This window comes from Amycolatopsis stemonae, assembly GCF_054781455.1.
This window is the reverse complement of the sequence record NZ_BAAGUJ010000016.1, coordinates 104,300-130,703: the sequence shown is the minus strand read 5'-3', so window position 1 is coordinate 130,703 and position 26,404 is coordinate 104,300. Positions and strand designations below refer to the sequence as shown.

Below are 26,404 nucleotides of genomic sequence, written 5' to 3'. Positions count from 1 at the left end.
CCGAAGGGTCGACACGCGTGATCCGAGGGTCGACACGGCGGTGCGCTCAGCCGAACGTCCACACGAGAATCACCCGCACGGACGCACCCCGCGACCGTCGGGCAGAAGCCTTGCCCCGCAGTGCCCTTGACCTTCACGGCGATGGCGGCTAAGGGTGGCCGGGTCGACGGGCGACTCTTATTTTATGTCGAGAAATAACGAGCCCGAAACCTATTGACGCCGTCGCTGCGCCCGGTGAGGATCGGCCGGTCCGCCGTTCATCGCAGAATGGACCAGACCATGGCCAGAAGATCCCGCGCGTGGTCCCGTGCGCGCCGAAGTTCGCTCGTCACCTTGATGAGCCTGAGCCTGCTGGGCGGGGTCGCGCAGGCGATTCCGGCCCAAGCCGCCGAGCCGCCACAGCCCGTGATCGGGCAGCCCGCCAAGGACAAGGACGGCTGCGCCAAGATCGAGCCGAACCTGCCCACCCTCGCGGACTGGCCCAAGGTCGACAGCCGGTTCAAGGGCAAGGCCGGTGACGAGGCGCGCATCGCCCAGATCCTCAAGGGGATGACCCTGGAGGAGAAGGTCGGGCAGATGACGCAGCCCGAGATCACCTCGATCACTGCCGACGAGGTCAAGCAGTACGCCATCGGCTCCGTCCTCAACGGCGGCGGCGCGTGGCCCGGCGGCAACAAGCACGCCACCCAGCAGGACTGGCTGAACCTCGCCGACTCCTACTGGTACGCCTCGAAGTCGAGCCGCACGAAGATCCCGGTCATCTGGGGCATCGACGCCGTGCACGGCAACAACAACGTCTACGGCGCCACCGTCTTCCCGCACAACATCGGCCTCGGCGCGGCGCACGACCCGTGCCTGGTCCGCGACGTCGCCGCCGCCACCGCGCGGCAGATCCGCGCCACCGGGCAGGACTGGGCGTTCTCGCCGACGCTCGCGGTCGTCCAGGACGACCGCTGGGGCCGCACCTACGAAGGCTTCTCCGAGGACCCGCACATCACCCGCGCCTACGGCTACGAGGCCATCGACGGCCTCCAGGACGAGGCCACCAAGCGCATCGGGTCCAGCGGCGTGATCGCCACCGCCAAGCACTTCATCGGCGACGGCGGCACGATGAAGGGCCAGGACCAGGGCGTCAACCCGTCGTCCGAAGCCGACATGATCAACATCCACGGCCAGGGCTACTACGGCGCGCTCGCCGCCGGCACCCAGACCGTGATGGTGTCGTTCAACAGCTGGACCAACACCGACCTCGGCATCAACGAGGGCAAGCTGCACGGCAGCGACAAGGCGCTGAACCAGATCCTCAAGGGCAAGATGGGCTTCGACGGCCTGGTCGTGTCCGACTGGAACGGCATCGGCCAGGTCCCCGGCTGCACCAACTCCTCGTGCCCGCAGGCGATCAACGCCGGCATCGACATCGTGATGGTGCCCGCCGACTGGAAGGCGTTCATCACCAACACCGTCGCCCAGGTGCGGAGCGGCCAGATCCCGATGTCGCGGATCGACGACGCGGTCACCCGCATCCTGCGCGTCAAGCTGCGTGACGGGCTGTTCGAGGCCCAGGCGCCGTCGGACCGCTCGTTCGCCGAGTCGGACGAGGCCCTGACCGACCACCAGCTGGCCCGCGCCGCCGCGCGCGAGTCGCAGGTGCTGCTGAAGAACAACGGCAACGTGCTGCCGCTGAAGCCGAAGTCCAAGGTGCTGGTGGTCGGCAAGAGCGCCGACAGCATCCAGAACCAGACCGGCGGCTGGACGCTGAGCTGGCAGGGCACCGGCAACACCAACGCCGACTTCCCGAACGCCACGTCGATCCTCGCCGGGCTCAAGCAGGACCTCGGCGACGCGAACGTCACCTTCGACCCCACCGGCAACACGGACCCGAAGGGTTACGACGCGGTCATCGCGGTCATCGGTGAGACGCCGTACGCCGAGGGCGTCGGCGACCTCACCCGCAAGACCCTCGAGGCGTCGAAGCTCTACCCCGAGGACCTGGCCGTGCTGGACAAGGTCAGCGGCAAGGGCACCCCGGTCGCCACCGTCTACGTCGGCGGCCGCCCGCTGTACATGAACAAGGAGATAAACCGCTCCGACGCGTTTGTCGCGGCCTGGCTGCCCGGCAGCGAGGGCGGCGGCGTCGCGGACCTGATGGTCAAGGGCAAGGACGTCAACGGCGGCTACACCGCCACGCTGTCCTACTCGTGGCCGAAGAGCGCGTGCCAGTCGCCGCTCAACCCGTGGTCGCCGAACTACGACCCGCTGTTCAAGCTCGGCTACGGCCTCAAGACCGGCCAGCGCGTCACCATCGGGAAGCTCGACGAGACCGAAGGCCCGGCGTCGTGCACCTCGACCGGTGGCGGCGGTACGGCGACCGAGGACCTGTCGATCTTCGACCGCACCGACGTCGCGCCGTACAAGAGCTTCATCGGTTCGGCGGAGAACTGGGGCGGCACCGAGATCGGTCCGGACGGCACGGCGGCGCACAGCGAGATCAACGTCGTCCCGACGGACGTCAACGTGCAGGGCGACGGCCTGAAGACGACCTGGACCGGCGCCGGCGCCGCCCAGATCTACCTCCAGAACCCGGCGGGCACGAACGATCTCCGCAGTTACCTCAACGCCGACGGCGCACTGGAGTTCGACACGATCGTGCAGCAGGCCCCGACCAACCGGACGGTGGTCAGCATGCACTGCGTGTACCCGTGCTTCTCGGAGGTGAACGCGACGAAGCTGTTCACGGACCTCCAGGGCCAGGGCAAGACGACGGTCAAGATCCCGTTGTCCTGCTTCAACAACGGGCTGGACTTCGAGAACATCAACACCCCGTTCCTGGTCTACACCGACGGCCCGTTCCAGGCGTCCTTCGCGAACGTGCGGTGGGTGCCCGGCGGGGCCAAGGATCCCGACGCGAGACCCTGTTCGAGTTTGACCTGATCACCGGCCGGGCCGGGAGCCACGCTCCCGGCCCGGTCCCGTTTTCACGCCCCGGTGCGAAATCCCCTGGATCGGGGCCGAGCGGCGCCGACAGAATGGGGGGATGACCTCCGCCACCGCGCTCGCTGACGAACTCCTGGAAGTACTGGGCACCTGGGTGCCGCTCGAAGCGACCATGGTGGGCATCGCCGGGCACGACGCCGAGCTGACCGATCCCGGCGAGGCGGCCCAGCAGCGGTTGCGGGAGCGGGCCGCCGGCATCCTCGCGCGGGCCCGGGCGTCGGACGATCCCGACCGGGTGACGCTCGGCGTCGTCGTCCAGCAGGCCGAAGCCGTGGTGACCCAGCTCGACGCGCGCGTCGTCGAGTTCACCCTCGCCGACCCGATGTTCGCGACCGGCATCAGCCACCTCGCCTTCCTGCCGCAGCTCACCCCGTCCGGCGACCAGGCCGAAGAGGACTACCTGACGCGGCTGGCCGCGCTCCCCGCGTTCTACGGCGCATTGGCGACGCGCCAACGGGACGGCCTGCGCGCCGGGCGGACGCCGGTGGACCGCAACGCGCGCAACGCGGTCGCGTTCCTCGACCGGTACCTCGCGCAGGAGAAGCTGTTCCCCCAGCCGCTGACGGGCGCCCGCGGCGAGCGCCGCGACCGGCTGGTCGCCGACGTGATCCGGCCGGCGTTGACGCGCTACCGCGAGTTCCTCGCCACCGAGGTCGCCGGACACGGCCGTCCCGACGACCGGCCGGGGCTTTGCTGGCTCGAAGACGGCGAAGCGCACTACGCGGCCTTGGCGCGCATGCACACCACGACCGACCGCACGCCGGAAGAGCTGCACCAGCTCGGCCTCGACGTACTCGCCCGGCTCGAAGCCGAGTACGCCGAGATCGGCGGCCGGGAGTTCGGGCTGACCGAACCCGCCGAGGTGCGCCGCCGGCTGCGGACCGACGACAGCCTCCGCTGGCGTGACGCCGAGGAGATGCTCGAGACCGCCCGCGCCGCCGTCGCCCGCGCGACCGCCGCCGCGCCCGGCTGGTTCCACCGGCTGCCCCGGGCCGGGTGCGTCGTCCGGGCGGTGCCCGAGGCCGACGCGCCGGTCGCCGCACCGGCGTACTACCTGCCGCCCGCCGCCGACGGGTCGCGCCCGGGCACGTACTTCACCAACACCCACGAAGTGCGCACGCGCGACCGGTTCATCGCCGAGACCGTGGCGTTCCACGAAGCCGTTCCGGGCCACCACTTCGAGGTCTCGCTGGCCCTGGAGCTGACGGACCTGCCCCTGCTGCGGCGGATCGCGCCGGTGACCGCCTACAGCGAAGGCTGGGGCCTCTACGCGGAACGGCTCGCCGACGAGATGGGGCTGTTCTCCAGCGATCTGATGCGCCTGGGCATGGTGGCCGAGGACTCGGTGCGCGCCGCGCGGCTGGTGGTCGACACCGGCCTGCACGCCCTGCGCTGGACGCGGGACCGGTGCGTCGAATTCCTCCGCACGCACACCGTGATGAGCGAGGTCGAGGTCCAGTCCGAAACGGACCGGTACGTCGAGTGCCCGGGCCAGGCACTGGCCTACATGACCGGCCGGCTGGAAATCCTGCGCCTGCGCCGGTTCGCCGAGGAGCGGCTCGGGGATTCCTTCGACATCAAGGACTTCCACGACGTCGTGCTCGGCGGCGGCCCGGTGCCGCTCGCCGTGCTGGCCGACGCCGTCCGCGCCTGGGCGGGCTAGTGCTGCATGCCGTAGGACTTCTGGCACGGGTAGCCGTCGTTCGTGGCCGACCAGCTGGCCGGGTACCCGTTCTGCGCCCAGGCCGCGTACGCCTGGGCGTAGCTGTAGCCGCTCGCGTGCAGCCACTGGCACGGCGTCTGCCCGGCCGAAGGCGTGATGGTGATCCACGGCTGGGCGTTGATCCAGCTGGACTGGGCGTACCACTGGCTCGACGCCGCGACCCCCTTCGGTGCGACGGTCGTGGTCTGCGGCGGCTGGACGACGACGGCGGGCGGTTGCGCGGTGACGGTCGGCGTGCTCGGCAGGGTGGTGGTCACCGTCGCCGCCGGCGTCGCGCTCCCGGGGTTCAGGCGCGGCAGGCCGCACGCGGCGAGCGCGAGCACGGCGGAAAGGGCAGCGGTGACGCGGAAAAGGCGCACGGTCGGGCTCATTTCGTCCGGGTGATGTGGCTGCCGGTGATGACGCCACCGGAAACGGTGTAGGTGCCGGAGAAGGTCCGGGTGCTGCCGTCGGTCTGGACGGCCGACAGCACCACCGAGACCGTGCTCCCGCGGACGTCGGTGACGGTCAGCGTGTCCCACGACGTCGTCGTGAAACCGTTGACGTACTTGGTGTATCCGCCGCCGCCCGCGATGCGGCTGCCGCCGAGCGACCACGCCGTGGCGAAGTCGCGGCGGTTGATCGCGTCGTAGTACGCGATGACCGTGCGCGCCTCCGCGGTGTCCGCCGGTGCGACGTACGCGGGCGGCTGCTGCACGTACACCGTCTGAGGCGCTTGGGGCACGGCGACCATGGCCGTGCTGGTGGTCGGCGCCGGGGCGAGCGTCACGGCGACCGGCACGCCCACCACGGGCGTTCCGCAGGCGGTGACGGCCAGCGCGATCAGGGCGGCGACGAGAATTCCGGCAGCTTTCATGGGAATCAACTTCTTCCGTGTCCGCCTTCAGGAATCGGGCGGACGTGCGGAAGCGCACCGGATCCGGGGAATCGCGATCCAAGCGTTATCCCGTGGAAGTCACCCGTTCCGCACGGCGATGTCGTAAGCCGTCATCGCGGCGGCCAGGTGGCGGGCGTCCTCGGGACGCGTCGCGTCGTAGCCGGTGATCAGCTGGATCCGGCCCAGCCGGTAGGTCAGCGTGTTGCGGTGGATGTTCAACGTCGTCGCCGCTTCGCCGCGGTTGTAGTCCGCCGTCACGAACGCGCGCAGGGCGTCGATCAGGTGCGGGTGGTCCTCGAGCGGCGCCAGCACCGCGGCGAGTGCTTCCCGCGCCGGGCCCGGCCGGGCGAGCTGGTACTCGATGGCCAGGTCGGCGAGCCGGTAGAGCCGGGCCGGACGGCGCAGGTTTTCCGCCAGGGCAAGGATTTCGACGGCCTCGGCGTGCGCCGCCGGGATGTCCGCGTGCGTCTCGGCGCGGGCCGCGGCGGCGGTGCCGCGACGCCCGCAGACCCGGTCGACCCGGGCGGCGACGGCGTCGGCGTGCGTGCCGTCCGGGACCAGCAGCACCCCGCCGTCGCCCTTGAACGTCACCAGGACCCCGGGCTGACTGTCCAAATCGGACCGGACGGCGCGGAAGAGGTCCGTCGCCGCCCGGGGTCCGGCGGAGGCGGGCCGCGACGGCAGCGGGAACACCACGACGTCGTAGCTCTCGGGCAGCTCGCGGTGGCGCACCGGGCGGCCGGCGAGCAGGCTCGCGGCGAGGTTCTGCCGGTCCTCCCGCTGCTCCCAGTCGAGGTCGTCCCGCTCGGCCAGGTACGCCTCGGCGACGCGCGGCACCACCTCGCCGAGGAAGTCCAGCATCCGCGCGCCGAGCAGCGCGCGGTCGCCGTCCAGCCGCTCCCACGCGACGCTCGCGGCGAGCGGGTAGATCTTCAGGACGGCTTCGAGCGGCAGGCCGTCGCGGGCCCGTTCGGCACCCCAGGCGATCGGCAGCGCGAGCTCGTCCTCGGTCGGCCGCCGGTCCTCGGCGACGGTGGTCAGGAACAGCTCGAACACGGCCCGCGCGTTCGCGACCAGGTCGCCCTCCAGGACGGTGGCCGGCAGCAGCCGGTACGCCGGGATCTCGGCCGCGCAGCGGGCCATCATCGCGGCCGCGATCTCACCCGATCGAGGGAACAGCTCGGCCACGGGATCCATGCCACATTGTCACCATGCACAAACGGCCGCGGCAAGTTTCTGCGCGTTTTGCCAGCAGACAGCGTTGATCAAGCGGCGCATGCTGTGCATACCAACCAGACGAAGGGACTCGGCAATGGCGCGGGGAACGAAACGGTGGCTGGCCGCGATCGGCCTGGCGGGCGCGCTCGCCCTGAGCGCGGCGACGCCGGCGCAGGCGGCGCCGAGCGGCGGGAACAACGACTTCGGCTGCCGCCCCGGTGCGGCCCACCCCAACCCGGTCGTGCTGCTCCACGGCACCTTCGCGACCTACTACGAGGACCTCAACTTCCTCCAGGCCGACCTGGCTGCCCGCGGCTACTGCACGTTCTCGCTCACCTACGGCGCCTACCCGCAGTTCCCGTTCGTCGGCGGGCTGAAGCCGGTCGCGGAGTCGTCCTCGGAGATCAAGGACTTCGTCGAGAAGGTCCGCGCGGCCACCGGCGCCGCCCAGGTCGACGTCGTCGGGCACTCCGAAGGCGGCCTCCAGTCCATCTACCTGGCCAAGATGCAGGGCATCCGGAGCGAGATCGGCAAGGTCGTCGCGATCGCCCCGCCGACCCACGGCGCCAACGCGTCCGGGCTCCTGACACTGGCCTACAAGCTGCTCGGCAAGTCGACGTGGGACAGCATCGTGAAGACGATCGGCCTGCCGATCTTCGCCGACGAGCTGGACGGCGGCGCGGCGATCGTCGCGCTCAACACCGGCCCGGTCGCCCAGCCCGGCATCGACTACACGATCATCACGTCCCGCTACGACGAACTGGTCACGCCGACGGAGACGTCGTTCGTCCGCGAGCCGGGCGTGCACAACCGCTACGTCCAGGACTCGTGCCCGTTCGACCCGGTCGGCCACATCGGCGAGGCCTACGACCTCAACGTCTGGCACCTGGTCCGCAACGCCCTGGACCCGGCGAACGCCACCCCGATCGCGGTCTGCGCGGTGGGTTCGCCGGGCTGAGGGGTTTGCCGCGGGTTGTCAGGCGAGGCCGATCGCGAAGACGTGCAGGTTCGCGTCGGCGGGCAGGGTCACCGAGGCGATCCGCTTCCCGGCCGGGGCGTCGAACGGCGCCGTCGCGTACACCGACGCCCCGCCACCCGGGCCACCCGGCTGGTTGCGGTGGTCGGTGCGCGCGACCAGCGTGTTGCCGAACACCGGGTCCGTGCCGCCGCCCGGGAAGACCCAGTCGCCGAACGACAGGTCGGCCTGGCCCGTGGTGCCGTCGGTGAACGTCACCGTCGCCTTGGCCTGGTGGTCGCCGTTCGACGCCGTGCCGATGAACGACAGCCGGGTCCCGGACACCTGGATCGTCTGGCCGGCCGGGACGACGTTGTCCGGCCGGCCCGCCGGCGCGGCGGGCCAGGTGAACGTCGTGCCCGCGGCCTGCGACGGCTTGCCGCCGACGAGCCCGGCCGCGGCCAGGGCCTGGCGCGAGAGGCTGTTCCCGGCGCCGTCGATGTCGGCCGACCCGGTGTCGCCGTCGTCGGAAATGCCGACGTTCGAGTACGCGGCCGCCGGCCCGCCCGGGGGCGCGACCAGCACGATCACCGACGACGACACCGTCGTCGCACCGCCGCGGACGGTCACCGGCACCTGGTAGTAGCCCTCGGGCGTCCCGGCGGCCACGGAAACGCTCAGCTTCGCCGTGCCACTGCCGGTCCGGTCGTCGAGCCGCAGCTGCCGCGGGCCGGTCACCCGCACCCCGGCCGGTGCCGTCGTCGTCACGTCCAGAGAGCGATCGTGCCCGCCGAGCCGTTGTCCACTGACCGTGACGGATCCGCTGCTCCCGGGCGCGACGGCGACCTGGTTGGTCGCCGACGCCAGGAACGGCTTTTCACTGTCACGATAGGACGGCGGCTCGGCGTCCGCGGCCCAGCGCCGGTCCGGAGTGGACGCGAGCGAGAAGTCCAGCCGGCCACCGTCGCGCGCGGTGTTCGCGGGCAGGTACGTGCGCTCCCAGTCGTGGCCGTTCAGCGACAGGTCGTGCACGTACGTCGCCGGCGCGTTCGGCGCGTGGATGTCGATCGTCCGGCCATTCGGGAGGGACAGCACCGCGCGTTCGAACAGCGGGCTGGCCACGACCAGGTCCGGCGTGCCCGGGGTCGCCGGGTAGATGCCGAGCGCGGCCCAGACGTACCACGACGACTGCGCGCCGAGGTCGTCGTTGCCCGGCTCGCCGTCCGGGGTCGCGCTGAACAACGTCGTCGCGATCTCGCGGACCACCTGCTGCGTCTTCCACGGCTGCCCGACGTGGTTGTACAGGAACGGCACGCCGAAGTCGGGTTCGTTGCCGGCCCACATGTTCGGCTCGTTCGGGCCGACGTTCAGCTTCTGGAAGAAGGTGTCCAACCGGGACGAAACCGCCGCGGGCCCGCCCATCGCCGTCACGAGACCGGCCGGGTCCTGCGGGACGAGCCAGGTGTACTGCGCCGCGTTGCCCTCGTCGAAGCCGTCCTGGCCGAACTTGCCGGGCGGCGGCGGGACGTAGGCCGGGCCGTCCGGGAAGCGGCCGTCCTGCGCGCGCGGCTGCAGGTACCCCGTCAGGGGGTTGAAGATGTTCTGCCAGTTCTGGCCGCGCCGGGTGAACTCGCGGGCGACGTCGCGGTCGCCGATCCCCTGCGCGAACTGCGCGATGGCGAAGTCGTCGATCGCCCATTCCAGGGTGATCGACGCGCCGACACGCGCGTGGTCGCCGCGGGAGGCGTCGTTGTTCGGCATGTACCCGCGGGCGACGTAGTCGGCGACGCCCCGGCGTTCCTGATACGCGCCAGGCGTGTCGTCGACCGAAGTAGCCCCCTTGACCAGGTACTTCAGTGCCGTCTTGACGTCGAAGTCCCGCGCGCCGAACGCGTACAGGTTCGAGATCAGTGCGACCGAGCTGTCGCCGGTCATCTGCCCGGTGTAGCCGTTCGCCATCGGCCAGCGCGGCCACCAGCCGCCCTGCACGGCGTCGTTGGTCAGCGACTGCGCCATGTCGCTGGCTTCCTTCGGGAACAGCATGGCGTGCAACGGCGCGAGCGAGCGGTAGGTGTCCCAGTCGGAGAAGTTCGCGTACTGGTGCCGGCCCTTCGGCAGGGTCCGGACCTGGTTGTCGAAGCCGATGTACCGCCCGTCGGCGTCGTCGAAGGTGTTGGGGTGCATCAGCGAGTGGTAGAGCGACGTGTAGAACGTCTTGAGCTGCGCGGTGTCGCGGCCCGCGACGCGGATCTTGCCCAGCGCCTGCGTCCACTGGTCCCGGGTGGACTTCCGGACGGCGGCGAAGTCGAAGCCCGGGACCTCCGCGGCGGCATTGGCTTTCGCGCCCTCGACGCCCACATAGGACATCGACACCTTCGCGTGCACGGTCGAGGAACCGAACGTCAGGTACGCGCCCGCCCGCGGCGAGTCGACGCTGTCGGTGCCGGGTTTGACGCTGGAGCCGTCCCACGTGCCGTGCGCGGTGAACGGCTGGTCGAACGTGATGGCGTAGTAGACGGTGTACTTGTTGCCCTTGCCGCAGAAGTTGCCGGTGGTGGCCGAGCCGCTGACCTCGCGGTCGCCGGTGATCTTCAGGGTCGCGGCGGAGTTCCCGGCGAGGCTGGCGCCGCCCTTGACCAGCACCTGCGGCGTCGAGCCGGCGGGGTAGGTGAACGTGGCGAGCCCGGTGCGCGTGGTCGCGGTCAGCTCGGCCCGGACCTTCGAGTCGGCGAGCGTCACGGCGTAGTAGCCCGGCTCGGCCTGCTCGCCGTCGTGGCTGAAGTGCTCGGTGCGGTCCCACGGCGCGCTGCCGACGTCGCCGGTCACCGGCAGGAGCGGCACGTCCCCGAACGCGTTGCAGCCGACCGACGCGTGGTCGAGGCTGAAACCTCGGATCTGGTCGGAGTGGTACTGGTAGCCGGCGTACGCGCCCTGGGTGTCCGGCGAGAACTGCATCATCCCGAACGGCGCCGCCGGACCGGGGAAGTTGTTGATTTCGCCGACCGAGCTGCCGCCCCGGCCGGTGCCGATCAGCGGGTCGACGTACGCCGACGGGTCGCCGACCAGCGATGACATCGTTGTCGGCGCCGCCGAAGCGACCGTGGGCACCCCGATCACCGCCGTCGCGACCAGCGCCGCCATGAACCTGTACCGCACCCGGAGCCTCCCAGAGCTGACAGCCTTGTCATCCGACCTTTGCCTGCGCCCGGCCCCCGGGTCAACACTTTGACAAAGACCTGGCTCGTGCCCGGAGGTATGAAGATCCGGTCAGGATCGGGTGGCAGCGCTGTCAGGACGCCTAACCTCGACGCCGTGTGCGCACGTGTACTGGTCGCCGAGGACGACGAGAAGCAGGCCGAAGTCCTCCGGCTCTACCTCGAGAGCGAAGGTCACACCGTGGTGCTGGCCCCGGACGGCCGCGCGGCCCTCGACGAGGCCCGCCGCGACCGGCCCGACCTGCTGGTCCTGGACGTGATGATGCCCAAGGTCGACGGCCTGGACGTCTGCCGGATCCTGCGCGGCGAGTCCGACGTCGCGGTGCTGATGCTGACCGCCCGCGCGACCGAGGACGACCTGCTCCTCGGCCTCGACCTCGGCGCCGACGACTACCTGACCAAGCCGTACAGCCCTCGCGAGCTGATGGCCCGCGTCCGGACCCTGCTGCGGCGGACGGCGTCCCGGAACGAACCGCCCGACACGGCGTTGCGCGCCGGCGCGCTGCGGCTCGACCCGGTGCGGCACGAGGTGTCGATCGACGGCCGCCCGGTGGAGACGACGCCCGGCGAGTTCCAGCTGCTGGAGACGCTGATCCGGCAGCCCGGCCGGGTGTTCACCCGCCGTCAGCTGCTGGAGCTCACCCGCGGCGACGACCGGTTCGTCAGCACCCGGATCATCGACGTCCACGTCCTCAACCTGCGCAAGAAACTCGAGCCCGACCCGCAGAAGCCCGTCTACCTGCGGACCGTGTTCGGCGTGGGGTACAAGCTGACGGCGGAAGATGACGCGTAGCTTCCCCCGCAGACGCAGCCTGGTCGTCCGGCTGACGGCCGTCTCGCTGCTGATCGCGCTCGGCTCGATCGCCGCGACCGCGTGGCTCGCCGTGCAGACCACCACCCACGCGATCCAGCAGGAGCAGGGCCAGGCGCTCTCGGGCGACGCGACGATCTACACCGAGCTGATCGGCTTCGCGGCAGCCAACCACACCTGGGAGCAGGTCGGGTCGAAGGTGAAGGCGCTGTCCGAGCAGACCGGCCGCCGGATCGTGCTGACCACCCTGGACCGCCGCGTCCTCGGCGACTCCGGCGGCGCGCCGGTCACGCTGCCGGTGAAGGCGACGGCGTCGGTCGACCCGCTGCACGTCGACCCGGTCCTGCTGCCCCAGGCCGGGACGAGCGGCATCGACCCGCGCGCGGCCGGCCCGTTCCGGCTGCCGCCCAAGGAACGCGCCGACCTGGGCTCGCTCGCGCAGAAGGCGGCCGCCTGCCTCACCGCGCTCGGCTTCCCCAGCCAGGTGCGCGACGGCGCGAGCGGCCGCGCCCAGCTCACCGCGCTCGACCCGCTGGCCGCCCGCTACTTCGCGGCCAAGTGCGGCCTCTACGAGCTGGCCGAGCCGACGCCGACCGAGCAGGCCGCGCTCGACAGCCTCGACGACGCCGTGAACCGCTGCCTGCAGGCCCAGGGCGCGGAGCCGGTGAAGCTCGGCCTCGACTTCGACGCCCTCGGCGTCGCGGACCAGGGACCCAGCCGGGCCTGCGTCGACTCCGCGCGCCGCGCGCAGCTGACGCCGTTCGTCGCGCCGCCGGCGTTGCTGTTCACGCTCGGCCCGGGCGGGTCGCAGCTGCCGACGTTCACGCTCTCGCGGGAGAACCTCACCCGGATCCTGGCGGTGACCGGCGGCGTGCTGGTGCTGGCCGCGCTGATCACCGTGCTCGTCGCGCGGCGGCTGTCCCGGCCGCTGCGCGCGCTGACCGAGGCGGCGAAGCAGGACCGGCCGGCACCGGTGAAGACCCGCGACGAAGTCGGCTACCTCGCCGCCGCGTTCAACGACCTCACCGCCCGCCGCGAACGCATCGAGGAGCAGCGCAAGGCGATGGTCAGCGACATCGCCCACGAGCTGCGCAACCCGCTCAACGTCATCCGCGGCCGGCTGGAGGCCGCCGAGGACGGGCACCTGCCGTTCGACCGGGCCCTGTCCGCGTCGCTGCTCGAGGAAACCGTGCTGCTGCAGCACATCGTGGACGACCTGCAGGACCTCGCCGCGGCCGACGCCGGGCATCTGCGGCTGCACCCCGAGCCGCTCGACGCGGCCGAGCTCGCCGGCCACGTCGCCGCCGCGCACGCCGACCGGGCCGCCGCGGCGGGCGTCACGCTCTCCGTCGAGGCCACCGGCTCGGCCGGGCTCGACGCCGACCCGGTCCGGCTGCGCCAGGTCGTCGGCAACCTGGTGACCAACGCGATCCGGCACACCCCGCCCGGCGGCCGGGTGACCGTGCACGTCCGGTCCACCGTGGACGCGGTGACGCTCGCCGTGGCGGACACCGGCGCCGGGATCGCCGCCGAAGACCTGCCGCACGTGTTCGACCGGTTCTGGCGGGCCGAAAAGTCCCGCAGCCGCCAGACCGGCGGCAGCGGGCTCGGCCTCGCCATCGTGCGGCACCTGGTGTCGGCACACGGCGGCACGGTGACCGTCGAGTCCGAAGTGGACGTCGGCTCGACGTTCACCGTCCGGCTACCGAAGCCGGATCCCGGTGGTGAGGACGCCGGGGTGCGGGACGCGCAGGACGTGCAGCCGCCGCGCGCCGTCGCGGAGGAAGGTGACGGCGGTGGCCGTGACGGTCGCGGCCAGGGCCGTGCCCCAGCCGATGGCGATCGTCGTGCCCCCGCGGCGGATCGTCAGCCCTGATGCCGTCGCGTGCGCGTCGGCGCCGGGGGTGACCGGGGTGCCGTCGGCGAACCGCACGTCGTCGCCCGGGTGCAGGACCAGGGGGATCTGCTCGGTGAGCGGAGTCGTCCCCCGCACGGCCCGGGTGACGGTGTCGCGCGTGATCGTCAAGTCGGTCCGGATGCGACTGTCCAGGGTGTACCGGACGACGACCGGGGCCGAACCGGGCACCTTGCGGCTGCCGTCCCACGGGCGGTCGCCGATGAAGAACTCCGCGTCGAGGAGGCCGCGGGCGTCCGGGCTGCCGCCGGGCAGAACGCTGGCCCAGCACTGGGTGTCGTCCTGCTGCGAGTCCACGACCATGCCCGCCCGGGGGTGCCAGAGCAGGCCCTGCGCGCCCCGGACGTAGGTCGACGCCCGTGTGCCCCAGAACCCGGCGAGGTACAGCTGCGGGCGCCGGACGTAGCAGTAGGTCTGGTTCAGCTCGTCGTCCCGGCGCTGGACGGCGAAGTCGTTCGAACGCAGGTACGGGAGCTGCCGGATCGAGGCCTGCTTCTCCCCGTGCGACGGGAACGCCTCGCCGTAGGAGACGTGCGCGAGGATGCGCGGTGAAGTGTCCTGTTTGGCCGGTCCGATCGCCGGGCCGGGTACCTTCGCCCACTGCCTGCGCGTTTCGGCACGGTCCTCGCGCGTGGTGAAGAACGCGGCCAGGTCCGGCACCTCCGGCACGAACAGCGAACCGAGGTTCGTCCGGTCGGGGTCCGGGATCACGTCGTCGTAGCAGGTCACGTGCGTGCGGCTCGACGTGGCGACGTAGGTCAGCGAGCCCGAGCCGTCCGGTTCGCGCACGACGTTGTAGCCGAACCAGTCCGCGAACTTCCGGGCCATCCCGACGACCGTGCGGTCGCGGGTCAGCGCGTGGATCTCGGCCAGCTCCGGGAGCATGACCTCGAAGTTGTAGTTGACGTCCATCCCGGTCGGTTCGTAGAAGAACCCGGCCGGGCTCTGGCCGTTCGCGGCGAGGAACTCGATCCGGTCGGCCAGCTGCCGGCTCAGCGTGGCGTCGGGTGTCAGGGTCAAGGCGAGCTGCGACGACGAAAGCCCGGACGTGTTCTGGTTGGCGAATTCGATCGGGTGCGCCCAGATCGGGTTGGCCGGGTTCAGGAACCACGTCATGCCCCGGTGCAGCGCGGCTTCCAGCTCGGCGCGCCGGGCGGGCAGCGCGTTCACCCGGCGCAGGTTGGCCAGGGTCTTCGCGAGGTAGCCCATGCCGAAACCGGTGGCCGCCTTGGACTTCTCGTCGATCGAGTACTCCGGCCACGACCCGTCGGCGTGCTGCAGGTTCAGGTAGTGCACGATCGCGGCTTCGAGCCGGTTCCGCAGCGCGGGATCCAGGTAATACGGGTTCCACGGGCGCCGGTTCGCGTAGAACCAGCTCAGCGTGTAGACGTGCTCCTGGACGCGGGCGTTGTACGGCTGGCTCGGCGTGCGCCACCAGCCGCCGCCGAAGAACCCCAGGGTGCCCGGATCCGTGCTGACATCGTTGACAATGCCCGGCAAGATGGCGAGGTAGGGCGCGAAGCGCTGCTCCTCGGGCGTGAAGAGCCGCCGGTCGGGCGCCCCGGCCGGGAGCGGGGCGAGCGGTGGGTACGGACCGGCCGGGGGTGGCACTGCGGCGGCCGCCGTGCGGGCGCCGACGAGGCCGAGCACCGTGGCGGCCGTGGCTCCGCCGAGGAAGGTTCTGCGATCGAGCACGACTGCCTCCTAGCCTTTCAGGCCGCTTTGGGCGAGCCCTTCGACGAACTGGCGTTGCGCGATGACGAACACGACCAGCACCGGCACGACCGTCGTGGTCGCGGCGGCGAGCTGGACGTTCCAGAGGTGGCCGCCGTAGACGTCGACGTACTGCGTCAGCGCCACCGGCAGCGTGAACATGCTCTTGTCGGTCAGGTAGACCAGCGGTTCCAGGAAGAAGTTCCACGTGTTGAGGAACGTGAAGATGGCGACCGCGGCCAGCGCGGGCTTCGCGATCGGCAGGGCGACGCGCCGGTAGAGCCCGAAGCGCGAAAGGCCGTCGAGCCGGCCGGCTTCTTCGAGCTCGCCCGGGATCGCGATGAAGAACTGCCGCATCACGAACGTCGCCAGCACGCTCGGCGCCCCGAAGACCGGGACGACGATGAGCGGCCAGTGCGTGTTGGTCAGGCCGAGGTCGTCGACCACCCGGAACAGCGGGATGATCGTGACCTCGCTCGGCACCATCAGTCCGATGAGGATCACCGCGAACAGCTTCTCGCCGCGGAACCGGATGCGCGCGAACGCGTACCCGGCGAGCGAGGAGAAGAACATCGTGCCGAGCGTGACGAGCACGGCGATGTAGAGGCTGTTGAAGTACTGCTGCGCCAACGGGAAGTCCGCGAACGCGGCTCGGTAGTTCTCCCACTGCGGCTGGTCCGGGAACAGCTTCGGCGGGTACGCGAGCACCTCGTTGGCCGGCAGCAGTGACGCCGTGATCATCCACCAGGTGGGGAACACGAACGGCACGGCCAGCACGACCATCACGGCGTAGCAGGCGATCTTCGCCCTACGACTCATGGAACACCCACCGCTTCCGCATCCGCCACTGCAGCAGCGTGAGCACGAGGATCACCAGGAACAGCACGACGGCCAGCGCGGAGCCGTAGCCGAGGTCGTGGTTGGCGAAGGCCTGCTGGTAGAAGTAGAACACCAGCACGTTGGTGCTGTCCGCGGGCCCGCCGAGGGTCAGCACCTGGATCTGCGCGAACACCTGCAGCGCGCCGGCGACCGTGATGATCGCGGTGAGCAACGTCGTCGGGCTGATCATCGGCAGGGTGACCGAGCGGAACCGGCGCCACGGCCCGGCGCCGTCCAGCTGGGAGGCCTCCACAATGGACTGCGGGATGCCCTGCAGCGCGGCCAGGAACAGCACCATGTTGAGGCCGACGTTCTTCAGCACCTGCACCACGACCACCGACAGCATCGCGGTGCCGTTGCCGCGCAGCCAGTTCGGGCCGTCGAGGCCGATCGCCTGCAGCAGCGAGTTGATCCCGCCGTTGTCCTGCAGGAGGAAGTTCCAGACGATCGTCCACGCGACGAGCGTGATGACGACCGGCGAGAAGAAGACCGTCCGGAACACCGTGGTGCCGCGCAGCTTCAGGTTGAGCAGCAACGCGAGCGACAACGCCAGCGCGAGGTTGAGCACGACCAGGCCGACGCAGAAGATCGCCGTGGCGCGGGCGACCTTCGGTGCGGTCGGGTCGTCGAAGAGCTTCGCGTAGTTGTCCGCGCCCGCGAACGACGACGTCCCGGCGAGCAGGTTGACGTCCTGGAAGCTGTACCAGACGACCGCGACCAGTGGCGCGACGACGAAGGCGAGGAACCCGAGAGCCTGCGGGGCGACGAAGAGCCACCCCGCCAGCTCGTCGCGCTTCTTCGTCGTCCACGTCATCGGCTCAGCGCCGGGTCGATCGCCTGGCAGACGCCGGCCAGCGCGGCGGGCACGTTCGCGTCCGGCTTCCACATCGGGTCCAAAGCGGACTGGACGAGCGACGCGATCCGCGCGCTCCCGGTGTGCGACGGCAGCACCGCGCCGGTCTTGATCCCGTTCACCACGACGTTCTGCAGCTGCTCCTGGCTGAACAGCGGGTTCGCCTTGGCGAGTGCCGCCGCGTTGAGCAGGCTGTCGCGAGCCGGCGGGAAGTACTGGCCGAGCTTCGCCGAGTTGGCCGGGTTGGTGAAGAACGCGAGGAAGTCCGCCGCGGCCTTGACGTGCTTGCCCTTCACCGGCACGCCGATCCCGGCCTGGCCGATGACCTGCGCGTTCGCCTTCGGCCCGGCGGGCAGCGGGACGATGCCCCAGTCGAACGGCTTGCTCTTCAGCAGCCCGGCCCGGCTGATCTGGGCGATGGTCAGGCCGCTTTCCCCCGCGAAGAAGTCCGCCGTCGTGCCCGGGCCGGGCAGCGCCTTGTCGGTGAAGATCGCCTGGTGCAGGAACGTCATCGCGGACGTCATCTCCGGCGAGGTGAACCCGCAGGACCTGCCGTCCGGGCCCCAGGCGTCGGCGCCGAAGCCCCGCCAGACCGAGGCGAGCAGCACCCACTGCTTGTACTCGAACTCGCGGATGACCAGGCCGGCCTTGCCGGTGTCCTTCGCGGCGACCTGGGTGGCGATCTGCCTGGCCGCGTCCCATGTCCACCGTCCGCTCGCGAGCAGCTGGTCCGGCGTTTCGGTGATCCCGGCCTGGGTCAACAGGTTCTTGTTGTAGAACATGCCGAACGGCGAGGTCGAGAACGGGTAGGCGTACAGGCCGTCGTCCTTGGTCCACAGCTTGGTCGCGGACGGCACCAGTTCGCCCGCGTTGTACCCGGCGGCAGCGTCCAAAGTGGGCTTGAGGTTCGTGAGCGCTCCGGATTGGACGAAGTCCGGCGCGTCGCGCTCGAGGATCCACGCCAGGTCGGGCGGGTTGCCGCCGGAGAGCTGGGTGGTGAGCGCGGCCGAGTAGGCACTGGTGTCCCCCGGGACGACGTCGAACTTGACCGACGTGACCTCCGGGTGCGCCGCTCGGTACTCGGCGGCGATGGAGTCGAAGAGGGCGAGCTGGTTCTTGTCCGTCGTCCAGACGGTCATGCGCAGGGCGATGTCCTTGTCGTCGCCGGCGCCGCCCGAGCACGCCGTCGAGGCCAGTGCGACGGCGGACAGGGCCGCGGCGAGCAGCCGGATTCTCCGGTAGGCCACGATGCCTCCTGGTTATTCGAATTATCAGCGACGGTAAGTGCCGACGCCAGTGCTGTCAACAGGCCGCTCGGGCCTCAGCGGGAGTCTGGTGTGGAGGGTCTCGCCGTGGTGGCGCCCTCGTGGATCGTGCACGGCAGGAGCAGTTGGCGGGGCTTGGGGTTCTTCAGCAGCCCGACGAGCACGCGCACGGCGTGCCCGCCCATTTCGTGGCGCGGGATGCGGAACATCGACCAGTCCGTGCCGGTGCTCGGCACGGCGTGCGCGTGCGGCTGCTGCGACGGGTCGGCGTCCCCGAGCACCACGATGGACAGGTCTTCGGGCACGCCCAAGCCGAGCTCGTGCGCGCAGGCCAGGATGGCGTCCGCCATCGCCGAACTCTCGACGAGCAACGCCGTGACACCTTCTTCGCGTGCCTGTCGCAGCGCGACGGCCGGGTCTTCCTCCAGGAACACCAGCGGCGTCCGGCGGTGCCGGCGCGCCGCGGCTTCGTACCCGGCGCGGCGGTCGAGCGTCGGCTCGTTCTCCTCGGTCACGCTGAGCAGCCCGATCCGGCGGTGCCCGAGCCCCCACAGCCACTCGTGGACCTCACGGGTGGCCGCGACGTAGTCCGCGCCGACGTAGCTGATCGGCCCGGTCGGCGACTCGCGGCGGCCGACGAACACGAACGGGAACTGCTCCTCGACGAGCTGCGCGAGCTCCTGCGGGTCGTTGTGGCGGCCGAGCAGGATCGAGCCGTCGGCGATGCGGAGCCGGTTCGTGCCCGCCTCGTAGATCCGGCGGCGCCCGTCGCGGCGGCCACCGCTGGTGAACAGCAGCAGGTCGAACCCCTGCGCCTCGGCCTCCTCCTCGATGCCGAGCAGGAACGGCCGGTAGAAGTCGGCCACCCCGGACGGGAACACCGACTCGTAGGTGAACACGCCGAGGATCTGGTTGGACCCGCCGCGCAGGCGCCGGCCCATGATGTCCACGGTGTACCCGGTTTCGCGGAGCACCTGCTGCACGCGGTCGCGGGTCTCCGGCGTGATGCGCAGGCTGTCGGAGCCGTTCAGCACCATCGACACGACGGCCTGCGAGACGCCGGCCAGGCGTGCCACCTGGGCCTGCGTGACGCGGCCCGAACCCGCGGTCATCCGTGACTCCCTCCCGCGCGACTGTCCGGGACCTTACCGGCAGCACGATCAGTACCCCCGCACTTCCGGCCACCGGCGTTCCACCCCGGCGGCGTCCAGCACACGCGCGAAGTCCTCGAAGAGCCTGCTGTCGGTTTTGACGTCTCGCGGCCCGGCACCCTCGCCGAGCGCGAACGCGGCGAGCAGCCCGGCGACCTCGCCGATGTTCCACTCCACGGGGTGCAGCCGGAAGCAGCCGTTCGTGATGTGCGTGGTGCCGATGTTCTTGCCCGCGGGCAGAAGATTGGTCTTGCTGATCGGCAGCAGGGCACCCAGCGGGATCTCGTACGGCACGCTGGCGACGTCGATGTAGTTGTCGCCGGCGGTCGACGGGTGCAGGTCGATCCGGTAGCTCCCGACGCCGACGGCGTCCTCCCGCCGCACCCGGCCGTCGACGCCGAGGATCTCCGCCGAGACGTCGTGCTCGGTGACGGTCGTGACGGCCTTGATGCGCCTCGCTTCGCGCACGTACGCCGATTTCGCGAGGCCGTCCTTCGTGCCGGTGACGTCGGGGCGCAGCCGGAGGCCGGGGAAGCCGGTGCCGCCGTCCGCGCGGGGCGCCTCGGTCTGCAGCCAGTACAGCACGGACAGGCTGAGCTGCTTGGCTTCTTCGTGCGCTTTCGCGACGTCCGCCTCGGTCGTGTGGCCGGGGATGGTCAGCGCCGGCTTGAGCCAGTAGTCGTTGAGGGGCCAGTTGACCAGGGTGATGTCGGAGTCGAAGGCGCCGTCGGTGTGGAGGTTGCGGGCGAGGATGCGGCGGAAGGCCCAGAGTTCCTTGTCACCGGCGTCGGCGCTCTGGTCGGCGCTCACGGCGAGCGGGTCGCCCGGCGGGTTCGGGACGAAGGTGCGTTTGACCGGCTCGAGCGTCCGGGGGTCGGGCGCGACGAAGCCGAGCAGCGGGCCGGGCCAGAAGTCCGGCTGGTAGTCGCGCCAGAAGCCGTAGGTCTCCGGCTTGTCGATGACGTGGTTTTCGCCTTCGTGGTGGGAAACCGCGAAGCAGTACGTGATGCCCTGGAGGTTGGCGGGGTCGGCCTGCTCGGGGGCGTTCGGTTCGCCGTGCTCTGCCCGGGATTCGGCGCCGGTGACGTGTTCGGTGCCGGTGAGCGGCAGGAGGTCGCCGTTCTCGGTGGCGTCGAGGACGTACCGGGCCTTGACGGTGACGCGGTCTTCGCCGTTCTCGAGCGTCACGGCGTCGACGCGGTCGCCGGTGGTGTGCGCCCCGACCGGGCGGTGGTGGCGGAGGACGTCGATCCGCCCGGCACTGACGTGCGGCGCGAGCATGGCCTCGAGGACGGCCAAGGCGACCCGGGGTTCGTGGCAGAGCTTGCTGACCCGCCCCGCGCCGGGGTTCAGCTCCGGGTGCTTCGCGGCTTCGGCGCGCAGCGGGTAGTGCCGGCGGTAGTGGTCGCGGATGCCCGCGCGCAGGTCGCGGTAGGTGCGGGTGGACCCGAACCGTTCGATCCAGGGGTTTTCGTCCGGCGGCACGGCCTGGGCGGTCAGCTGCCCGCCGACCCAGCCGGTCTCCTCGGTGAGCACGACCCGACGGCCGCGCGACGCCGCGGCCAGCGCGGCGGCCACCCCGCCCAGCCCCCCGCCGACCACCAGAATCTCCGTGTCCAGTTCCCTCATAAAGCCTTCCCGCAGTGATAATTCGAATTACTACGCGGGTATGGTGCGCCGCACGAGGCCAAGACGTCAAGCCCAGACTCGTGCACGAAGAGGCATCACCCGTGATTGAGCAGGCATCACCCGTGATTGGCGGGGCATCACGCTGATGCCCCGCCAATCACAGGTGATGCCCCTCCAGACACGCGTGATGCCTCTCTGATCACGCGTGATGCCCCTCCCGTCACGGGGTTACAGGGGCAGGCCTGCGTAGTTGTCGGCCAGTTCGGTCTTCGCGGCCGTCGAACTCGCGGTGCGGCTGAGCTGGGAGAGCTGGAGCTGGGCGTCGAAGTCGTCGCCGTGGCGGTGCAGCATCGACGTCATCCACCACGAGAAGTGCGTGCACCGCCAGACGCGCTTCAACGCCGTCTCCGAATAGGCCTCCGCGAGCCGGTCGTCGCCGCGGAACGACGCCGTCAACGCGCGCGCCAGCAGGGAGACGTCGGCGACCGCGAGGTTCAGGCCCTTCGCGCCCGTCGGCGGCACGATGTGCGCCGCATCCCCGGCCAGGTAAAGGTTTCCGTGCCGCATCGGCGTCGCGACGAAGCTCCGCATCGGCAGGACGCTCTTCTCCGTGATCGTGCCCGTCTCGAGCGTCCAGCCCGAGTGGGCGAGACGCGTCGAGAGCGCCGTCCAGATCCGGTCGTCGCTCCACTCGGCGATGTCCTCGTCCGGCGCGACCTGCAGGTAGAACCGGCTCACGTGCGGCGACCGCATGCTGTGCATCGCGAAGCCGTCCGGGTGCCAGGCGTAGATCAGCTCGTCCGCCGACGGCGCGACGTCGGCCAGCACGCCCAGCCACGCGAACGGGTACGTCCGCTCCCAGAGCTGCGGCGCGGGGATCGACGAGCGGCTCGGCCCGTGGAACCCGTCGCACCCGACGACGACGTCGGCGTCGACCCGCCGAGCCGCCCCCGAAGAGTCCACAAAGGTCACGTGTGGCGAGCCCGTGACGTCGTGCAGGGTGACGTCCGACGCCGAGTAGAACGCCGGGCGGCCCGCCTTTTCCCGCGCCGCCATCAGATCCTTGGTCACCTCGGTCTGCCCGTAGATGGTCACCGACCGGCCGACGAGGTCGACGAAGTCCAGGTGGTGACGCTCCCCCGGCCACTGCAGGTGGATCCCGCGGTGCTCCATGCCTTCGACGTCGAGCCGGGTCCCGAGGCCCGCCGAGCGCAGCAGCTCGACCGTGCCCGCCTCGAGCATGCCGGCGCGGATCCGCGCCTGGACGTACTCGGCGGTCTGCCGCTCGACGAGCACCGAGTCGATGCCTTCGAGCCCGAGCAGGTGGGACAGCAGCAGCCCGGCCGGGCCGGCGCCGACGATGACGACCTGGGTGCGCACGGAACGTCCTTTCACGCGGAGAGCCCGAGCATGGGCCTCCCACCGGGCCGCACTCTACGACATTCTCGTTCAGTGAGAGAGCGTCCGCGAGATTCCCCGCGCCGCCGCGCGCAGCGCCGGGATCTGCATCCGCGCGTTGCGGTCGTTGGGCACGATCACCGACAGCGCCGCGACGACCCGGCCGCCCGGCCCCCGCAGCGGCACGGCGATCCCGGTCGTCTCCTCGTCGATGAAGCCGGCGCAGTACGCGTAGCCGTCACGCCGGACGTCGGCGAGGAACCGCCGCAGCCGCGCCGGATCGGTCAGCGTGGTCCGGCGGAACGCGCCGAGCGGGCCCGCGAGGACCTGTTCCTGCAGGTCGGCGGGCGCGTGGGCGAGCAGCACGAGCCCGGACGACGACGCGTGCAGCGGCAGCCGCCCGGCCACCCGCGTCACGTTGACGACCGCGCCGGGCGCGGAAAGCCGCTCGACGAACAGCACCTCGCGGTCCTCCAGCACGGCGAGCTGCGTGTGGTGCCCGACGACGGCGTGCAGGTCCTCCATGAACGGCAGCGCCGCCTCGCGCAGCCCGAGCGTCGGCGACGCGCGCGACGCGAGCTCCCACAGCCGGACACCCACTCGAACCCTCCGATCGGGGTCGCGCCGCAGCCAGCCGTGCCCGACCAGCTCTTCGACCAGCCGCGACGCCGTCGCGACGTGCAGGCCGGCGCGCCGCGCGATGTCGGTGACGCGCAGCGCGGGCGCGTCCGGTTCGAACGTCTCGAAGATCCGGACGACGCGCGTCAGCACGGAGTCGCGTTTCACCACGTCAGGCAGTGTGCCCCACCGGGGCGGGGCACACCGCCCGGCGTCACGGCAGCGAGTTCAGGAACGGCTCGTGGCTGTTCTGGAACTCCCAGTTGTAGTACCTGTCCCAGTTGATCGACCACGTCATCAGCCCGCGCAGCGCCGGCGACGTGCCGCCGCGCAGCGTGTACGAGCCGCAGCCGCTGCCCTTGACCAGGCAGTTCACCGCCGTCTGGACGTCCGCGGGCGAGGTGTAGCCGTTGCCGGCGCTGACCGCCGCGGGCAGGCCGATCGCGATCTGGTCCGGCCGCAGCCCGGGGAAGAACTGCCCGGTGTTCGCCACGGTGAAGCCGGCCTTGAGCATGTCGGTCATCGCGATGTGGAAGTCCGCGCCGCCCATGGTGTGGTACTGGTTGTCAAGGCCCATGACCGGACCGGAGTTGTAGTCCTGGACGTGCAGCACGGTCAGCGAGTCCCGCAGCGCGTGGATCACCGGCAGGTACGCGCCGGTCCGCGCGTCACCGGCGCTCGTGCCGCCGTAGAACTGGTAGCCGACCTGCACGAAGAACGTCTCCGGCGCCATCGTGAGGACGAACCCCGAGCCGTACTTGGCCTTGAGCGACTTCAGCGCGGAGATCAGGTTGACGATCACCGGCGTGGTCGGGTTGCGGAAGTCGTTGTCCCCGGCGTTGAGCGACAGCGAGTGGCCTTCGAAGTCGACGTCGAGGCCGTCGAGGCCCCACTTGTCGATGATCGCCGAGACGGAGCTGACGAACTTGTCGCGCGCGGCGGTCGTCGTCAGCTGGACCTGGCCGTTCTGGCCGCCGATGGAGATGAGGACCTTCTTGCCCTGCGCCTGCTTCGCCTTGATCGCGGCGACGAAGTCGGCGTCGCTCTCGACGTTCGGGCATTCGGTGGCGGAGCAGCGATTGAAGCGGATGTCCCCCGAGGTGACGGACGTCGGCTCGCCGAACGCGAGGTCGATGATGTCCCAGGCGGCCGGGACGTCCGCCATCCGGATGTAGCCGGAGCCGTTCGCGAAGCTGGCGTGCTGGTAGCCGATGAGCGCGTGTTTCGGCAGGCCGGTGTCGACGCAGCCGGTGGTGGTGGCGCTGGCGGTCGCGCTCTTCGGGGATTCACCGGCGCCGTTGTAGGCGGCGACGGCGTAGCTGTGGGTCGTGCAGGCGCCCAGGCCGCTGACGGTGGCGCTGGTCCCGCTGGTCGTCGCGACGACGGTGCTGCCTTCGTAGACGCGGTACCCGGTGACGGTCCCGGCGCTCGCGCCCCAGGTCAGGGCGATGGAGTTGGTCGTGACGCCGCCGGTCGCCGGGGTCCCGGGCGCGCCGGGGGTGCCGGGGGTGCTGCCGCCGGGCCCGTCGAGGACGACGTCGTCGGCGTAGTAGGTGCCGGCGCCGTACCAGCCGTGGAGGTAGAGCTGGGCGGAGGTCTGGCTGCCGGTGGTGAAGGTGAGGCTGAGCTGGTTGTAGGCGCCGGAGTTGCCGGACCAGGTCGAGGCACCGCCGGTGATCCCGAGGTAGACGGGGTTCCCGCGCACCCAGGCGGACACGGTGTAGGTGGTGTTCGGCTGAACGGACACGGTCTGCGAGCACTGGGCGTAGCCGGCCCCGACGGGCGTTCCGGCGAGGGCGTAGCTGCCGCCGTGCACGGGGGTGCTGACGGTGGTGGCGTTGGCGCAGGTCCAGCCGGAGAGCGAGCCGGCTTCGAAGCCGGGGTTGGCGAGGAGGTTGGCGGCCTGCGCGGGCGTCCCGGCCACCAGACCGGAGAGCGCCAGCACAACGGCGGCGAGGGTTGCGGACAGTCTGGAACGCCTCATCGGGTCCTCCAGTCGGGGAGAGACCTCTTATTGTCTAGACCAATATGTAAAATGTCCAGACCAACTGAGAGTGATGGACGGCCGTGGTGCACCTGCCGCATCCACTGGCGGTGACGGACAGGCCGAGCCTCGGCGGGCCCGCCTTCGACCGGCGACCGTGCCAGCCTCGGCGCCTTCGCCGCCCGCAGCTTCGACAGCCTCCGGCAGATCGCCGTGCAGGCCTCGGCGACCCGTGCCAGCCTCAGCGCCTTCGCCGCCCGCAGCTTCGACAGCCTCCGGCAGACCGCCGTGCAGACCTCGGCGACCCGTGCCAGCCTCAGCGCCTTCGCCGCCCGCAGCTTCGACAGCCTCCGGCAGATCGCCGTGCAAGTCTCGGCGGCCCGGCGAGCCAGGCTTTCGCCGCCCGCCCGGGGCCGATCTCAGCAGGCGACCAGCCGCTTGGCCACCACCCGCGTGCGGCCCGCCCGGGCGCGGTCGATCACCTGCACGCTCCGCCACCCCGTCGGCACCCGAGAAGCGAGCAACTCCTCCCGCCACTTGCCCACCCGCCGGACGTGGCGGGCGAACGACCGCGGCCGCACCACGCGGCCGCGGCTGCGCTGGCCGGCCAGCGCCTGCGACGCCGGCACGTCCAGGAACAACAGCCGGACCGGGCGGCCGCTCACCACGCCCACCAAGGCCAGCAGCGCGCGGGTCGAAGCGCGCGTCGACGGCTCGTGGACCACCAGTGGCCCGGCCGCCGACAACGCGCGGCCGACCACTCGCGCCCGGTGCCACGCGTGGACCACCGGCCGGTAGCAGCGGTACGGCACCCGCGGGACCGCCGCCGCCAGGCGGGCACGGACCTCGTCGGAGTCCAGCACCGGGAGGCCCGGCGCCGCGTGGCGGAGCATCGTCGTCTTGCCCGCTCCGGGCAGGCCCGCCACGACGAGCATGTCGCGTGGCCCGAGTTCGATGACAGTGGGCTCGCTCATGCCCTGCCAACGTCCTGACAAAGGTAATGGTTCCTTTACCTTCAGCTCACTCAGCGTGACCGGGATCGAACGGGACCCGTCCGTGCGGCGGACACCACCCCGAAAGAGCAGCCGTGCTCACCTCACGTGCCCGACGTCACCCGGTCGCCTGAAAACCCATGCACCGCAAGGCATCCAACGCCCGGGAACCCTTCGGGTGAAGATCGTCCGCACCTCTTCCCGGCGTCCGGAT

At 71.0% G+C, this 26,404-nt stretch carries 18 protein-coding genes; 5 read left to right on the top strand and 13 right to left on the bottom strand.

Going from position 1 to position 26,404, the window contains the following annotated elements; translation table 11 throughout:
* Positions 1 to 336: 336 nt before the first annotated feature.
* Complete coding sequence (locus tag ACYVLJ_RS39415) at positions 337 to 2,931, top strand: glycoside hydrolase family 3 protein (RefSeq protein WP_460442528.1); 2,595 nt, start codon at positions 337 to 339, stop codon at positions 2,929 to 2,931.
* Positions 2,932 to 3,034: 103 nt separating this feature from the next.
* Positions 3,035 to 4,657: a DUF885 domain-containing protein gene (locus tag ACYVLJ_RS39410; protein WP_460442486.1), complete on the top strand. Its 1,623-nt coding sequence runs from the start codon at positions 3,035 to 3,037 to the stop codon at positions 4,655 to 4,657.
* Here the strand turns inward: ACYVLJ_RS39410 and ACYVLJ_RS39405 are convergent.
* From ACYVLJ_RS39405 to ACYVLJ_RS39395, 3 genes are all read right to left on the bottom strand, one after another.
* Positions 4,654 to 5,088: a hypothetical protein gene (locus ACYVLJ_RS39405; protein ID WP_460442485.1), complete on the bottom strand. Its 435-nt coding sequence runs from the start codon at positions 5,086 to 5,088 to the stop codon at positions 4,654 to 4,656. The genes ACYVLJ_RS39410 and ACYVLJ_RS39405 overlap by 4 nt on opposite strands.
* Positions 5,085 to 5,573 carry a hypothetical protein gene (locus ACYVLJ_RS39400; RefSeq protein ID WP_460442484.1) on the bottom strand — a complete coding sequence of 163 codons (489 nt, stop codon included), beginning with the start codon at positions 5,571 to 5,573 and terminating at the stop codon, positions 5,085 to 5,087. Before ACYVLJ_RS39400 ends, ACYVLJ_RS39405 begins: the two co-directional genes overlap by 4 nt.
* A gap of 99 nt (positions 5,574 to 5,672) precedes the next feature.
* A complete protein-coding gene (locus ACYVLJ_RS39395) occupies positions 5,673 to 6,791 on the bottom strand; it encodes a PucR family transcriptional regulator (RefSeq protein ID WP_460442483.1) in 1,119 nt (372 codons plus the stop codon).
* A 115-nt stretch (positions 6,792 to 6,906) separates the two neighbouring features.
* Here ACYVLJ_RS39395 and ACYVLJ_RS39390 point away from each other — a divergent pair, with 115 nt between their 5' ends.
* Positions 6,907 to 7,770 (top strand): esterase/lipase family protein, encoded by an 864-nt coding sequence (locus ACYVLJ_RS39390; protein ID WP_460442482.1) that lies wholly within the window; start codon positions 6,907 to 6,909, stop codon positions 7,768 to 7,770.
* A gap of 18 nt (positions 7,771 to 7,788) precedes the next feature.
* On the opposite strand, the gene ACYVLJ_RS39385 is transcribed toward ACYVLJ_RS39390, so the two are convergent.
* On the bottom strand, positions 7,789 to 10,923 hold the full coding sequence (locus tag ACYVLJ_RS39385) for a GH92 family glycosyl hydrolase (protein ID WP_460442481.1): 3,135 nt from the start codon (positions 10,921 to 10,923) through the stop codon (positions 7,789 to 7,791).
* Positions 10,924 to 11,079: 156 nt separating this feature from the next.
* Here ACYVLJ_RS39385 and ACYVLJ_RS39380 point away from each other — a divergent pair, with 156 nt between their 5' ends.
* Together ACYVLJ_RS39380 and ACYVLJ_RS39375 are read left to right on the top strand one after the other, a co-directional pair.
* Entirely contained in the window at positions 11,080 to 11,775 is a 696-nt protein-coding gene (locus tag ACYVLJ_RS39380; protein ID WP_451984205.1) for a response regulator transcription factor, read from the top strand.
* Entirely contained in the window at positions 11,765 to 13,669 is a 1,905-nt protein-coding gene (locus ACYVLJ_RS39375) for a sensor histidine kinase (RefSeq protein WP_460442480.1), read from the top strand. Before ACYVLJ_RS39380 ends, ACYVLJ_RS39375 begins: the two co-directional genes overlap by 11 nt.
* A gap of 1,743 nt (positions 13,670 to 15,412) precedes the next feature.
* Here the strand turns inward: ACYVLJ_RS39375 and ACYVLJ_RS39370 are convergent.
* The 9 genes from ACYVLJ_RS39370 to ACYVLJ_RS39330 all read right to left on the bottom strand — a co-directional run bounded on the left by ACYVLJ_RS39370 (position 15,413) and on the right by ACYVLJ_RS39330 (position 26,172).
* Positions 15,413 to 16,240: a carbohydrate ABC transporter permease gene (locus ACYVLJ_RS39370; RefSeq protein WP_451984201.1), complete on the bottom strand. Its 828-nt coding sequence runs from the start codon at positions 16,238 to 16,240 to the stop codon at positions 15,413 to 15,415.
* Positions 16,230 to 17,114 carry a carbohydrate ABC transporter permease gene (locus ACYVLJ_RS39365; RefSeq protein WP_460442479.1) on the bottom strand — a complete coding sequence of 295 codons (885 nt, stop codon included), beginning with the start codon at positions 17,112 to 17,114 and terminating at the stop codon, positions 16,230 to 16,232. Before ACYVLJ_RS39365 ends, ACYVLJ_RS39370 begins: the two co-directional genes overlap by 11 nt.
* Complete coding sequence (locus ACYVLJ_RS39360) at positions 17,111 to 18,400, bottom strand: ABC transporter substrate-binding protein (RefSeq protein ID WP_460442478.1); 1,290 nt, start codon at positions 18,398 to 18,400, stop codon at positions 17,111 to 17,113. The genes ACYVLJ_RS39365 and ACYVLJ_RS39360 overlap by 4 nt, the downstream gene beginning before the upstream one ends.
* 74 nt (positions 18,401 to 18,474) lie before the next feature.
* Positions 18,475 to 19,530 (bottom strand): LacI family DNA-binding transcriptional regulator, encoded by a 1,056-nt coding sequence (locus tag ACYVLJ_RS39355; RefSeq protein WP_451984195.1) that lies wholly within the window; start codon positions 19,528 to 19,530, stop codon positions 18,475 to 18,477.
* 48 nt (positions 19,531 to 19,578) lie between these two features.
* The gene (locus tag ACYVLJ_RS39350) at positions 19,579 to 21,198 is read right to left on the bottom strand and encodes an FAD-dependent oxidoreductase (RefSeq protein ID WP_460442477.1); all 1,620 of its coding nucleotides are present in this window, start codon (positions 21,196 to 21,198) and stop codon (positions 19,579 to 19,581) included.
* A gap of 228 nt (positions 21,199 to 21,426) precedes the next feature.
* Complete coding sequence (locus ACYVLJ_RS39345) at positions 21,427 to 22,578, bottom strand: 4-hydroxybenzoate 3-monooxygenase (RefSeq protein WP_460442476.1); 1,152 nt, start codon at positions 22,576 to 22,578, stop codon at positions 21,427 to 21,429.
* Positions 22,579 to 22,647: 69 nt separating this feature from the next.
* Positions 22,648 to 23,385 carry an IclR family transcriptional regulator gene (locus tag ACYVLJ_RS39340; RefSeq protein WP_451984189.1) on the bottom strand — a complete coding sequence of 246 codons (738 nt, stop codon included), beginning with the start codon at positions 23,383 to 23,385 and terminating at the stop codon, positions 22,648 to 22,650.
* A 43-nt stretch (positions 23,386 to 23,428) separates the two neighbouring features.
* Positions 23,429 to 25,198 carry a chitinase gene (locus ACYVLJ_RS39335; protein WP_460442475.1) on the bottom strand — a complete coding sequence of 590 codons (1,770 nt, stop codon included), beginning with the start codon at positions 25,196 to 25,198 and terminating at the stop codon, positions 23,429 to 23,431.
* Between the two features lie 419 nt (positions 25,199 to 25,617).
* Positions 25,618 to 26,172 carry an AAA family ATPase gene (locus ACYVLJ_RS39330; RefSeq protein ID WP_460442474.1) on the bottom strand — a complete coding sequence of 185 codons (555 nt, stop codon included), beginning with the start codon at positions 26,170 to 26,172 and terminating at the stop codon, positions 25,618 to 25,620.
* Between the last annotated feature and the right edge of the window lie 232 nt (positions 26,173 to 26,404).